12 protein-coding genes are annotated in these 14,492 nt (G+C 34.2%); 3 read left to right on the top strand and 9 right to left on the bottom strand.

The features are described 5' to 3' along the window. Positions 1-10 precede the first annotated feature (10 nt). The 4 genes from WAX78_RS22900 to topB all read right to left on the bottom strand — a co-directional run bounded on the left by WAX78_RS22900 (position 11) and on the right by topB (position 6,426). Positions 11-970 (bottom strand): NAD-dependent epimerase/dehydratase family protein, encoded by a 960-nt coding sequence (locus WAX78_RS22900; protein WP_336484379.1) that lies wholly within the window; start codon positions 968-970, stop codon positions 11-13. Positions 971-1,064: 94 nt separating this feature from the next. Then, complete coding sequence (locus tag WAX78_RS22895; protein ID WP_336484347.1) at positions 1,065-3,167, bottom strand: glycosyl transferase; 2,103 nt, start codon at positions 3,165-3,167, stop codon at positions 1,065-1,067. Between the two features lie 19 nt (positions 3,168-3,186). Then, complete coding sequence (locus WAX78_RS22890; protein ID WP_336484346.1) at positions 3,187-3,936, bottom strand: sugar phosphate nucleotidyltransferase; 750 nt, start codon at positions 3,934-3,936, stop codon at positions 3,187-3,189. A gap of 345 nt (positions 3,937-4,281) precedes the next feature. Beyond that, entirely contained in the window at positions 4,282-6,426 is a 2,145-nt protein-coding gene (topB, locus tag WAX78_RS22885; protein ID WP_336484345.1) for a DNA topoisomerase III, read from the bottom strand. A gap of 522 nt (positions 6,427-6,948) precedes the next feature. Here topB and WAX78_RS22880 point away from each other — a divergent pair. From WAX78_RS22880 to WAX78_RS22870, 3 genes are read left to right on the top strand one after another with little or no spacing between them, the layout of a single operon-like run. Beyond that, positions 6,949-7,290, top strand: a complete 342-nt coding sequence (locus WAX78_RS22880; RefSeq protein ID WP_336484344.1) for a PadR family transcriptional regulator — start codon at positions 6,949-6,951, stop codon at positions 7,288-7,290. After that, positions 7,283-7,765: a hypothetical protein gene (locus tag WAX78_RS22875; protein WP_336484343.1), complete on the top strand. Its 483-nt coding sequence runs from the start codon at positions 7,283-7,285 to the stop codon at positions 7,763-7,765. Before WAX78_RS22880 ends, WAX78_RS22875 begins: the two co-directional genes overlap by 8 nt. Beyond that, on the top strand, positions 7,762-8,289 hold the full coding sequence (locus tag WAX78_RS22870) for a permease (RefSeq protein WP_336484342.1): 528 nt from the start codon (positions 7,762-7,764) through the stop codon (positions 8,287-8,289). Before WAX78_RS22875 ends, WAX78_RS22870 begins: the two co-directional genes overlap by 4 nt. Before the next feature lie 405 nt (positions 8,290-8,694). Here WAX78_RS22870 and WAX78_RS22865 read toward each other — a convergent pair whose 3' ends face one another. From WAX78_RS22865 to deoC, 5 genes are all read right to left on the bottom strand, one after another. Next, positions 8,695-10,170, bottom strand: coding sequence for a protein adenylyltransferase SelO (locus tag WAX78_RS22865; protein WP_336484341.1), 1,476 nt, complete (start codon positions 10,168-10,170; stop codon positions 8,695-8,697). Positions 10,171-10,638: 468 nt separating this feature from the next. Further along, positions 10,639-11,034, bottom strand: a complete 396-nt coding sequence (locus WAX78_RS22860; RefSeq protein WP_336484340.1) for a cytidine deaminase — start codon at positions 11,032-11,034, stop codon at positions 10,639-10,641. A gap of 32 nt (positions 11,035-11,066) precedes the next feature. Further along, on the bottom strand, positions 11,067-12,368 hold the full coding sequence (locus WAX78_RS22855; protein WP_336484378.1) for a pyrimidine-nucleoside phosphorylase: 1,302 nt from the start codon (positions 12,366-12,368) through the stop codon (positions 11,067-11,069). Between the two features lie 54 nt (positions 12,369-12,422). Next, a complete protein-coding gene (locus WAX78_RS22850) occupies positions 12,423-13,604 on the bottom strand; it encodes a NupC/NupG family nucleoside CNT transporter (RefSeq protein WP_336484339.1) in 1,182 nt (393 codons plus the stop codon). A gap of 112 nt (positions 13,605-13,716) precedes the next feature. Next, complete coding sequence (gene deoC / locus WAX78_RS22845; RefSeq protein ID WP_336484338.1) at positions 13,717-14,388, bottom strand: deoxyribose-phosphate aldolase; 672 nt, start codon at positions 14,386-14,388, stop codon at positions 13,717-13,719. Positions 14,389-14,492: the final 104 nt, after the last annotated feature.

Here is a 14,492-nt window from a genome sequence, read left to right as displayed (position 1 = left end):
ATAAAATTCCTTATAAATTTGGATATAAATGTTTATTATGTTTATACCAACTAATTGTTCTAACTATGCCTTCTTCAACATCTATTTTCGGTTCCCAGGAAAGCATCTTTTTAACTTTGCTAATATTCGGCTTAGGGACCCATCTCTCATTTTCTCTATAAGGAAGCGCACCATAATTTGGTTTTTTATCTGTCTGTAAATGCCCAAAGAGTAACTCTACATAATACTTTAATTGATGCACCTCGCCACTTCCAATATTAAAAATATCATTCTGTACAGAATCATTCTCAATCGCTAAAATACAAGCGTCCACAATATTATCTATATAACAATAATCTCTCAATTGATTACATAAAGTTAAATCCACGTTCCTACTTTGCAATGTTTGTAAAATGATGTGAGCAAAAAGTTTATGTGGTGCTTCCATTTCGCCAAATACGCCAAAAGGTCTGAGGGTTATTATGTTAATATTGTTTTCACGAGCGATTTGATGAGCTATTATTGTAGCCGCCGCTTTGCTGCTTCCGTATATATCTACAGGATTTAATACCATATTTTCATCAATCAATTCAGTCTTATTTCCATATTCCGAACTACTTCCCAGATTAATAATTTTTTTACAATCTACTAACCTTGCAGCTTGAATAATATTTATAGTTCCTATAACATTCGTTTCAACAGCACTCATATAGTCTTTATGAGTTGGATTCACACCATATGCAGCAAAATGACAAATATAATCCGGATGAAATTTTTTTACTGTATTTTGAACTTGAGTTTTATTTCGTATATCTGCTTCATACACTTCAATACTACTTAATACATTATTAAGCCGCCATGAATTTGATGATTCTCTTGTCAAAATACCTACTTTTGCTTGAAGTGTTAATAACCTCTGTATGAAATGGGAACCAATAAATCCATATCCACCAGTAACAAGTACTCTGCAATCTTTAAAAAGGCTATTCATTATTATTTTCTTACATCCCTTTTTATAGTTTTTTATATAAGCAAAAGTGTAAAATAATTGTTGCATTTGTATAATTTTCACAAAAATATAAAAGTCACATTTTTAAATGAAAATCTAAATTGGAGTTTAAATTTGGTAGGGAAGAATACTGAAAATAGTTTTTGGCTGAAGATTTATTCGATGTTTCTACATATAAAGGGGTGAGCTGCTTCATAAGGCTCCTATAGAGGATATGGCATGTCTTTCTTATACTTTCGATGTAAGGAACATAAATTCCCTTTAAAATGAGTTGGTCAATGTTAAGAGTTTCATGTTTCCATAAATCAAACTCATTCATATTAAAAATTTGCATACTGCCAAAATGAAAAGAAACTAATTCATCGTTATTCACAAGAATCTTTTTGTTTTCAATTCTTATAGTATCTTGATTATTTAAAATTAAATTCCACGGTGCAGCATTAATCCCTTTTTGATTTATAATTTTAATATTAGAAAATAAATTAGGAATATGGTTTAAATATTTTTGATCTCCCCATCTATTATATTCAATATCATACTTATCTTCACAGTACTCGAGACACTTATCTCTCCACCATTCTAAAATTCCTATACTATTTTTATCATTTTTAAATCCAATTAATCCAGCTTGATACATACCATGTATGTTTTCAAGTTCTGTTGTACCTCTTTGCGTGCAAAGAAAAATAGAATATTTCCACCATTCACTTAAAATTATGTTAGGATCAGAAAAAAAGTACATATCTGCATCGCAGTATATAATATGATCAACTTCGGGATAATGTTTCAATATATGAAGACATAATGGAGCTTTTAATGTCCAGCAATACTCCTTCAAGCTTCTTTTATTCTTTACATTTAGGAGTTCTTGATTTTCGACTTCTTTAACGTGAATGAGTATAGCATGTTTCAACTGCAATTTTATTAAAGTTTGATAGGTAAAATCATCCATACAACAAATCCATACATTAAAGTTTTCTCCCTGATTTGCTAGTGAATAATAACAGGTTAGCCCTTGAATAATATATTTTTGACTTATAATTAATGAGAAATTTAAGAAATTATTCCACTGATTCATGTTTCTTCTTAATTTTGAATCCTTATATGGCGTTGTTGCTTCTTTAATATCTTTACTACTTAAGAGTTTATTTGTCACTTTACCAATTTTTAATTTTAATTCTCTAAGAATGAATTGAATTCGACTTAAATATGGAGTGTAAATACATTCTAGTATATTATTAGGTATTTCAATTTCTCCTAAAGACCAAAGATCAAATTGATCTTCACTAAAAATTGTAATACATGCAAAATGATAGACAACTAATTTATCCGTCTCAATATACACCTCATTTAGATTTTTTGATATATTAAAATTATTATTATAAATACAATTCCATGGTGCTGCGTTTACTCCTAGATTTTTTGATATCTTAACCATCGGAAAATACATAGGAAAATAGTCCAAATATTTTTGATCTCCAAACCTTCCAATATCAGGATTAGAACCACACCAATCCAAACACTTATCTTTCCACCATCCAACACTTTTTAATCCATATGAATCATTTTTAAAGCCGATTAATCCTGCTTGATATTTACCATATGTTTTTTCTACCCAATCACGGTCCCTCTGAGGACAAAGAAAAACAGAATTCTCTCCCCATTCATCAAATATAACAGCGGGGTTAGAGAAAAAACATAGATCTCCATCACAATAAAGTACGGATGGTAATTTATAGTTTACAAGCAAATATTCTATGAAAACAGGTTTCAAAGTCCAACAATATTCATTAACTTTTCTATTTTCCTTAATACTTTTTAATTGTTCATCCTCCATCTCTTCTACTCGTATAAGCATTACTTGATTCAAATTCATTTCCTTCAATATATAATAAGCAAATGAATCTATACAACAAATCCATAACGTGCACTCTTTTGTGTTTTGCATTAAAGAGTGCTGTAATGCAATTACTTTTATGACATATTCTGTTCCTGCTATGACGCAAAGATGATTCTCGTGTCTAAAGTTCTTATCATATTCTAATTGAGAATCCTTATTGACTGTAGAATGTGTGGAACGATTTTTGACAAAATGATTTTGCGATAGTTGAAAATTTATTTTTTCTTTAGAGGGAATATATGGGCGAGGCAAATTCTCTTTTCTATTGTTAGAGTTCAATATTTTTCACTCCTTTTAACTATCCTTTATTAGGATCCCAATTTTCATTTGCATCTTTCAGATCTTTCGGCGTATCAACACCAATCCAAAAACCATCATATTCAAAAACCGCTAGTTCGTTATTTTTTATTAAATTACGCAATGGTTCTTCCTCGAGGATACACGTGTCTTCATCACTTAAGTAACTAAATATCGCTTTATTAAATACAAAAAAACCTCCATTTATTAAAGCATCCATTAGGGGTTTTTCCTTAAATTCTGTAGCAATTCCGTTTTCAACCTGCAATAAACCATACTGACTATTTTTCCTAATTCCAGTCAGTGTTGCGATTTTTCCTTTTTCTCTATGAAATTTTATAAGCTCATTGATATCTACGTGCGCTAATCCATCACCATAAGTTACTAAAAATAGGTCATCCTGCAGATGATTTTCAAGCTTTTTCAATCTTGCTCCAGTCATTGTTTCTATTCCTGTATCAATAAATTTTATATTCCACGATTCTGGTTCCTTAAGCAAGTGATACTGATTTTTTTGGAGATCTAAAATAAAATCATACTCTTTCCAGTTATAATTCACGAAATATTCTTTGATTTTTTCCCCTTTATATCCTAATGGCAATATAAATTCTTGATGTCCAAATTTACTATACCAGTTCATAATATGCCAAATGAGGGGTTTTCCCTGTACCCTGACTAATGGTTTAGGAACATCTTCTAGAATCCCCTGCATCCTTAGTCCTTTCCCCCCACACAAAATTATAACTTTCATACCATCTCTCCTGACAAGATTAGATTATATAACTAATTTAAGATATGCGGACAGAGTATGAACTGTATACACTTATGAACCATAAGGACAAATTTCTACAAAAGCCGTTTTAAATCCTTAGTCTTCTTATCATCTGAAACATCTCATCTTTAGTTTATTTAATCTACCTTACCCTTCGTATATTTTCATTACAAATTAAAAAAAGAACAAAGCATGAATACTGGTTTTTCATGCTTTGTTCCTAAGTTCTAAATAGTCCCTGTCGTTACATAAACAGGTTCTTTACTAACAAGTGGAAAAATTCCACTTAAAAGCTATCTTAAATAAAAGTCTTTTTATTCCATCTCACTTCTCAAACACAAAATTAATCTTATTATCTTTCCACTCTAATTTCGCATCAAACGTTTTATCATTCTTCTTGAAACCTTTCATTAGTTCCGTCTGTTCACCTTTTAATAGCTTTTTCATATTCTTTTGCGAAATCGTTTTTCCTAAAATCTTTTTAGAGATTGTGAAATCACATTTCGTTGTATTATAGTTCGAGCATCCATAAAAAGTAGATTTATCAATCACATCTCCATCACACTTTTTACATTGTCCGACTTTTTTACCAACTGTAAATTTCGAATTAGATCGTTCAATAGATTCCACATGTAACCCCGTGAAATCCCATTTCTCAGACATTTCAATTGCATCTTCAATAATTTTAGCTGAGAGCTTTTTCGTTTGTTCCATAAACGTTGCTGGTGAAGCTGCACCTTCTCCAATTTCGGCAAGGCGCTGTTCCCACTTTGCTGTCATTTCTGGAGAAGCTAATATTTTATCGCCAATTGCAGTAATTAATACTTTTCCTTTATCCGTCGCATACACTTGGTTCTTCTTCACATCAATGTACTTGCGGTCTTTTAGCATCGTAATAATACCAGCGCGCGTCGCTTCAGTGCCTAAACCTTCTGTCTTTTTTAATACTTTTTCCAGTTCTTCGTTCTCTAAATACTTCCCAGCTGTTTTCATTAACGTAATAAGCTGACCTTCTGTATAACGCTTCGGAGGCTGTGTCTTACCTTCTTTGACTTTCACTTTTACAACTTTTCCTTGTTCGCCCTCTTGTACAATAGGAAGAATTGTTTCTTCATCTTTCTCGTCTTGGAAAATGACTTTACGCCAACCTTCTTGAATTTGCTGTTTTCCTTTTGAAATGAATTCAGCACGTCCATCAACGAGCGTTGTAATCGTAGTATAGTCAAAAATCGCAGCTTCATAATGCGCTGCAATCAATCTTCTCACAATCATATCGTAAATTTTTCTTTCATCACCAGATAGTTTACTTGGATTTGTTACTTGTTCTGTTGGAATAATGGCATAGTGATCGGTAACCTTCTTTTCATTCACATAGCGCTTATTATTCATGATAGAAGCAATTGGCGCTGGTAATACAACTTTATATTCTTCAAACTGACTTAATTTCTGCAAAATATCAGGAAACGTTGCAGCCTCTCCCTCTGTTACGTAGTTAGAATCCGAACGAGGGTACGATACAATACCTTTTTGATATAACGCTTGTGTTATATCAAGTGTCTTTTTCGGTGAAAATTTAAATGCTTTATTCGCCGTTGCTTGTAACGATGATAAGTTAAATAAAAATGGTGGCTGAAACTCTTTCCGCTCTGTTTTCATTTCTTTCACTTCAGCCGGCTTATTTTGACAAAATGCAGCAATTTTATTTGCCATATTCGGATCTTTTAAGCGAGATTCATTATCTTGTTCCCACTTACCTTCATAATTCTTTCCTTCTACATTAAAGGTTGCGAACACTTCCCAAAATGGCTCTGATTTAAAGTTTTCAATTTCTTTCTCACGTTTCACAATTAATGCAAGTGTTGGTGTTTGCACACGTCCCGCCGAAAAAACATCATTCATTCCTTTTTTCTTTAGTAAAATACTAAAAACACGGGAAGCATTCATCCCAACAACCCAGTCCGCACATGATCGTGTATACGCTTCGTAATATGTATTAATCGTATCTGCTTCATCAAGTAAGTTTTTAAATCCTTGATAGATTGCTTGTTTCGTTAAAGAAGAAATCCACAGACGCTTCATCGGTTTTTGTACATTACAAAGATTAATGATATTCCGTACAATTAATTCCCCTTCACGCCCTGCATCTCCCGCATGAATAATTTCTGTCACTTGCGGGTTATGTAACAACTGTTTCACAACATTAAATTGCTTATATTTTGATTTGGTTACTTCAAATTGAAAACGTTCTGGAATCATTGGCAACGTATCTAATGACCATTTTTTCCACTCTGCATGATAATGCTCTGGATTACACAATTGCGTCAAATGACCAATGGCCCACGTACAATAAGCACCATTCGGAAACAATTCATTTGCTTCCACTTCCAAATATCCGTCTTTTCGTCGATATTTAAATTGAGAAACAAGCGCTAAACCTTGATCTGGTTTCTCTGCAATAATTAATTTCATTTTATAACTCCCTATCTAAATTGCTGTGTCACTTCAATTATATCTATTTATTTTTCAGATGAGTATAACCCACGACAGTTCAAATTCCGTTTTATATGTTATAGACCTCTAATATTATACGCTTAATCGAAATACCTTCACAATAGTGATTGGGTATTCAATTTTTATAAAAAAGTTAAATCATTTTTTATTATTTGTTAAAAAATATCTGGCATTTTCAACTGCTTCACTTTAAAAACACTCTTGCTTTTCTTGGCGTTTTTCACCTCGACAACATCTATAGATGACATTGCATTCATTTCTGTTGACTTTATCAATTGGTGATATTTGCAATCGAATTCATGTTATCACAAAGATAAAAAGCATGTTGTATTTTTTAGAATTGACATGACGTTATATTAAATTTATACTGTCAGTAACATATTACTGTTAACGACAGTATAATGTTATTAACAGTGCTAATTTTAATGTTATGTTAACGAAAAAAAATTTTTACATTTAAATTAGGAGGTTATATATTTTATGAAACATACAGGGAGACATACAGGTGCATTTCTTTTGCTGTTTTTAACAGAGGGAGATAGCTATGGAGGGAAACTTCTGCAGAAATGTGAAGAGGAGCTTCCCATCAATCCAATTGATAGTGCCATCATATATCGCACACTAAAAAAATTAGAAAAAGAAGGTGCTGTTGAGTCTTATTTGGATACATCTGATCAAGATAAGCCGATAAAGATGTACAAAATTACTACAGCTGGAAAAAGACAATTAGAAGATTTTCAAATGGATATTGAAGAAAAGATTAAAAATTTATCATTTTTCTTAAGTAAATATAAAAAATGGAAGGGGTGTAACCATGATTAATGGCGCTATCCTTTACGCTATAGCCATTATTCTGACCACTATTTCTTTTATAAAAGATCGAAATAAAACAAAAGAAGCTCTATTAAAGTCATGGAAAATGTTTCGTAATCTTATACCTTCCATGCTATCAATTATGCTTTTCGTTGGACTATCACTATCTATATTAACGCCTTCCTTCATTTCTTCCATCATTGGGGAAAAATCTGGATTCATCGGTATTGTTTATTCAGCAATCATTGGCTCTGTTGCACTCATTCCAAGCTTTGTTGTGTTTCCTCTTGGACATACATTAGTCCAAAATGGTGCGGGCTTCCCTCAAGTTGCGGCATTAATGTCTACATTCATGTCAGTAGGAATCACAACTTTACCGATGGAACAAAAAATATTTGGGCGAAGTTTTGCTTATTCTCGTAATGCATCTGCATTGTTAATGTCTCTCCTATTCTCGTATATTATTTGGGTGGTGATGGGATGAATGAATTAAGAAAATATCGTTTCTTTTTCATTTTACTATTGGGACTCGTTATATTGACTTTTATAAACCAATCGTTGGGATGGAACGCATTTCAATTAACAGGAAAAAGTATTTTAGATATGCTGTTTCTACTTCCTCCTGTCTTACTATTCGTAGGATTGCTTGACCAGTGGGTGAAGAAAGAAACATTAATTAAATATATGGGGAAAAAATCTGGCATCTATGGCATCTTGTTCTCCCTATTATTAGGAGGAATTGCAGCTGGTCCCCTCTATGTTGCTTTTCCAATCGCGGCACTTTTATTAAAAAAAGGAGCGAGCATACGATACATTGTATTTTTTCTAGGAGTTTGGACAACTGCAAAATTACCGGTTATGGTGTATGAATTTGCTTCATTTGGAGCTAAATTTACACTCATTCACATTTGTTTCGGTCTATTATTTTTCTATGTAATGGGTATTATTTATGAGAAGTTTTATGACCAACGACAATTGTTAAAGTACGATATAACGAAAGAAGTTTAGATTTAGATCAATAAGCCTTGAAGCCCTTCAATCCCAAATTCTTTTGTAGCTGTAGATTTTAAATAGCGTTACACATTTTATAATTGGAAAAGAAAAGTTAACATTTGAAATTCCTTGACGGAAACCTGTAAATCCATCATGACTAACTACTTGAATGTAAGGATATTAGTCTAATTCAAATTTTTTTTATAATCGCTATGGCCTAGTAAACAAGCTAGACATTGGGTATTTCAAAATATTAACTTGCTTGACATGAGGTGTGATTCCTACTAAAAAGGAAGAAATGACAAACTAAGATAATGCTACCTCAAATAAAGAAGTAGCATTATCTTATACGAACCTTAAGTCATAATAAAACGTCAACATGATTGTAGAAAAACGAAAAGAACCATCCCTTCTTCTATATCATGTACCGCAAAAAGTTCGGTAAGGACATGATGATGGCGCAGGTAGTGTCGCGTACTCATCTTGTTCAGGGGAGTGCGCGTAAGGGTTTGAAAGGACATGAAGAAAACGCTCCATCACGCTGTAATCTCCATGTTTCACAGCAGCTTCTAGAGCTTCTTCTACCCTGTGATTCCGAGGGATTATCGCAGGATTGTTTTTCCGCATCAATAGATGTGAAGAATCTTTTGATTCTTCCTGTCTACCTAGTCTTTCCTGCCACCGCTCATGCCACTGGTGAAATTCTGGAGTTTTAAACAAGTCCATATCCTCCAGCTTATTAAAAGTTAACGCACGGAAGGTATTCGTATAGTCTGTACGATTCTTCTCCATGATAGTAAGGAGGTCTTCAATAAGGGATTTATCCTGCACTTCTTCGTTAAATATCCCCAATTTAGCTCTCATTCCCGCGAGCCAGTTAGTATGATATAACTCGTTATAATTCAAAATTGCATCCTGAGCCATTTCCATAGATTTTGCATAATCACTATGCAACAGTGGTAATAAAGTTTCAGCAAACCTTGCAAGATTCCATCCACCAATATATGGCTGATTGCCATAAGCATAGCGACCTTGAATATCAATGGAACTGAATACTGTTTCCGGATCATAAGTATCCATGAAGGCGCAAGGACCATAATCAATGGTTTCACCGCTAATGGTCATATTGTCAGTGTTCATCACCCCGTGAATAAAACCAACAAGTTGCCATTTTGCAATCAACGAAGCTTGACGCTTAATCACTTCTTCAAGTAGGAACAGATAGCGATTTTCAGCAGCATCACCGTCTGAATAATGTCGCTGTAATGTATAATCAGCTAGAGCTCGGAGCTCTTCAACTGCGCCCCATTTAGAAACGTATTGAAAGGTGCCGACGCGCAAATGACTTGCAGCCAAACGAGTAAGAATTGCACCAGGCTGCTCGGTTTCACGAATAATTGATTCACCGGTTGCTACCACCGCTAGGCTGCGAGTAGTAGGAATATCAAGCGCATGCATTGCTTCGCTGATGATATATTCGCGTAGCATCGGTCCAAGTGCCGCTCGACCATCTCCCCGACGAGAGTATGGTGTTCTACCAGAACCTTTCAGATGAATATCAACCCTCTTACCTAAGGGAGTGATTTGCTCACCAAGTAGCAGAGCTCGGCCATCCCCTAACCGGTTAAAATGTCCGAATTGATGCCCCGCGTAAGCTTGAGCAAGAGGAAAAGCGCCTTCGGGAATCCGATTTCCTGCAAGCTCCGCTACCCCATCGTCACTTTCTAGTTCCTGAATGTTCAATCCTAGAGATGTTGCCAGCGAATCATTGAGAATAATCAATTTCGGTGAGCGAACAGGAGTTGGATTGATGCTGGTGAAAAATAATTTCGGCAGACGGGCATAACTGTTATCAAAGTTCCATCCTGTTTCTATTCTTTCTTTCTTATTTGTCATTGTATCACCATTTCTTCTTTTATCTTTTTTACATAAAGTGAAGCTTCTATCAGTGGGGGGCTTCATCCCCCACCTGTCTTCTTTGATTCTCTCTGAGTCTTGAGGTGGGGACTTACTGCCCGTTAGTGCTGGATAAAACAAAAACTATAAGAATTAAATGTTAATTATGTATTTCTACATCAATACAAAGCAACCTCTTTTAGTGTCTACTTCGGTTAATTTATTATACCCTTTCTGACAACTGTACTGCGTCGATTCAAAAACTATAAGTAATAGTAAATACCCTTCTAATTATAATACATTAATATAAAAAAGAATTAGCAGAATATGTACCTTACGAACAGATAAGTGTTATCTGTTCTATTTCAATTTGAACTGGTTATCCATAACAAAGAAGCTATCCCTCTATTTGATATTAGGAATAGCCTCTTTGTTTTATCATTTACAGATTACATATTATATCTTTCACTAAATTAAGTCATCAATTGAAAATCCACCTGGCAATAAACTTTCAACCGTCACTTCTTTTTCATCGCCTTTTTGATTCGTCAATAATACTGGCATATGTGGATCACAAAATTCTGCGATTACTTGTCGGCACGCTCCGCATGGTGAAATAGGACCATCCGTATTACCTGTTATTACCAAATATTTGAAATCGCGTTCTCCTTCTGACACTGCTTTAAATATTGCTGTTCTTTCGGCACAATTACATAAACCGTAAGACGCATTTTCTATGTTACAGCCTGTATAAATTTTACCATCTTTCGTAACGAGTGCTGCTCCAACAGGGAATTTCGAATACGGAATATAAGCTTTTGATAACATTTTTGTAGCTTCTTCAATATATTTTTGTTTATCCATATCAATTCCTCCTCAAAGTAAATGTAATTCTATTAATCAGTGATCACAGTGTAAATTAATTTTGGAGCTTCGGCCTTTTCTGATATAGAAATATTTTCATAAATTTTAGCTTTTACATCTTCCACATTTTCACGATTTGCGTAGATCGTAACTAATGGCTCGCCTTCTTTTACAGCTTCGCCAACTTTTTTGCGTAACATTAAACCAACCGCTAAATCAATTTCATCCTCTTTTGTCGCACGGCCTGCCCCTAGAAGCATCGCAGCAATACCGATTTCGTCTGCAACAATGTTAGACACAACACCTGAAGTTTTAGCTGGTACATCAATTACATATTTCGCTTGTGGTAACTTTTCTGGATGATCTACAATCGAGCTATCGCCGCCCTGATTACGTAAGAACTCTTTGAATTTCTCAATCGCTTTTCCGTTCTTCATAACTTCCTTCAACATTTCACGTGCTTCTTCTAATGTATTTGCTTTTTTACCAAGTACAACCATCTGACTACCTAATACAAGCACTAATTCCGTTAAGTCTTCTGGACCTTCTCCTTTTAGCGTATCAATTGCTTCCTTCACTTCAAGAGCATTACCAATCGCAAAGCCAAGTGGTTGTGACATATCCGAAATAACAGCCATTGTTTGACGGCCAACATTATTTCCGATTCGTACCATTGCATGTGCTAATTTTTTCGCATCCTCTTCTGTTTTCATAAATGCCCCTGCTCCTGTTTTAACATCAAGAACAATTGCATCAGCTCCAGCTGCAATTTTTTTACTCATAATCGAACTTGCGATTAATGGTATCGAATTCACAGTTCCGGTAACATCACGTAGTGCATATATTTTTTTATCGGCAGGTGTTAAATTACCTGTTTGTCCAATAACTGCAACCTTATCACGATTCACTAAATCAATAAATTGCTCTTTCGTAATCTCAACATGGAATCCTGCAACTGCTTCTAATTTATCAATCGTACCACCTGTATGCCCTAAACCACGTCCAGACATTTTTGCAACTGGTACATCTAAAGCAGCTACTAATGGTCCTAAAACTAATGTTGTTGTATCACCAACACCGCCAGTTGAATGTTTATCTACTTTAACCCCTTCAATCTCTGATAAATCAATTGTCTCACCAGAATTCACCATAGCCATTGTTAAATCAGCACGTTCACGATCAGACATGTCTTGGAAAAAGATAGCCATTGCTAGTGCACTTACTTGATAATCAGGTATTGATCCATCTGTATATCCTTTAATAAAGAATTGAATTTCCTCTGTTGTTAATTCTTTACCATCACGTTTTTTTGCAATAATATCTACCATTCTCATCTTAATCACCGATCCTTTTTATTTTAATTTGTAAAAGGTAAACTTATTAAACTCTCAATATATTAATCCAACTATTGTTGCGGATAAAAAGCTTACTAGAGTTGCTCCGAAAAGCAGTTTCAAACCAAATCTCGCTACCACATTCCCTTGTTTTTCGTTCAAACTCTTAACAGCACCAGCGATAATTCCGATTGAAGAGAAGTTTGCGAATGAAACAAGGAATACTGAAATGATAGCAGTCGTTCTTCCTGAAAAATTAAAGTTTCCTTGTGCTAAATTTGTCATAGCTACAAACTCATTTGATACAAGTTTCGTCGCCATAATATTACCCGCATTAACAGCTTCATGCCAAGGAACACCCATAATAAATGCAAATGGTGCAAATACATAACCAAGAATCTCTTGGAATGAGATACCAATTACTCCTTTAAAAATGGCATTAATAAAAGCAATTAAAGCAACAAATCCAATTAGCATAGCAGCTACTGTAATAGCAACTTTAAAGCCATCTACTATATATTCCCCTAATACTTCAAAAAAGGTCTTTTTCTCTTCCTCTTGTACTTCTAAAATATCTTCTTCTTCCGTAACCTCATAAGGGTTAATAATGGAAGCAATAATAAACCCGCCAAACAAGTTCAGCACTAAAGCGGTTACAACGTATTGTGGTTTTAATAACACCATATAGGATCCCACTATAGACATAGAAACCGTTGACATCGCAGACGCACATAATGTATATAATCTTCTTTCCGATAGTAAACCTAACTGCTTCTTAACAGAAATAAATACTTCTGATTGCCCTAAAATCGCTGAAGCTACAGCGTTATATGATTCAAGTTTCCCCATTCCATTCACTTTGCTTAAAGCTAAGCCAATATATTTTACAATGAACGGTAATACCTTAATGTGCTGCAAAATACCAATTAAAGCTGATATAAATACAATTGGCATTAATACGCCTAAAAAGAATGAAAATTCTTTTTGATTTAACAAACCGCCAAATACAAAGTTAACACCATCAGCAGCGTACTTTAACAATTGTCCAAAACCATCTGCGATTCCTGCTATTAGTACGTTCCCGATACTTGTATTTAATAATAAGAAACCTAAAATAAACTGAAGGACAATCATCGTTATAATAGGACGATATTTCACTTTTCTTCTATTATTACTTGCAAGCCATGCGATACCTAACACAATTATCAAGCCTATGATACCGATTACATATTTCATAAAAATCCCCTTCTTTTCCGTATCCGCTTACATATTTTTAAAATGTTAAAGCAATAGATACACCATGCTTTTTCAACAATTCGTATATCTATTGCTTACAATTTTTTATGAATTAATAGTTATCTGAAACGCCGTTTGTATCATTTAATACAATTGCAACACTAGCACTTGCACCGATTCTAGAAGCACCAGCTTCAATCATTTTCTCTGCATCTTCACGTGTACGAACGCCGCCAGACGCTTTCACACCAACGTTTGCTCCAACAGTTTTGCGCATTAATGCAATATCTTCCGCAGTTGCGCCGCCAGTTGAGAATCCAGTTGAAGTTTTTACAAAATCAGCACCAGCTTTTACAGATAATTCACAAGCACGAACTTTTTCTTCATCTGTTAATAAACAAGTTTCAATAATAACTTTTACAAGCGCTTTTCCTTTTGCAGCTTGTACAACTTCACGAATATCATTTTTAACGAATTCATTATCTCCATCTTTTAAAGCGCCGACATTGATTACCATGTCTACTTCAGTTGCGCCCTTTGCAATTACATCTTTTGTTTCAAATACTTTTGTCTCAGTTGTATTTGCACCTAAAGGGAATCCGATTACTGTACAAACATCCACATCATGTCCTGCTAATTCTTCAGCAGCTAATTTTACCCATGTAGGATTAATACAAACAGAAGCGAAATTATATTTCTTTGCCTCTTCTAAAACTTTAATAACGTCTGCTTTTGTAGTATCCGGTTTCAAAACTGTATGATCAATTAACTTTGCAATGTTCATTTTCTTCACTCCTCATATCTTTTAACAACTTCATTCTAACTCCACTCTGAACAAATGTAAACACACTTTTGAAATTTTGTTCAACATTTTTTTGAGATAGTGAA

Origin of the sequence: Bacillus yunxiaonensis, assembly GCF_037104695.1 — a bacterium.
GTDB classification, from domain to species: domain Bacteria; phylum Bacillota; class Bacilli; order Bacillales; family Bacillaceae_G; genus Bacillus_A; species Bacillus_A yunxiaonensis.
The sequence above is the reverse complement of the archived record's forward strand: the minus strand, read 5'-3'. Positions and strand labels throughout refer to the sequence as shown.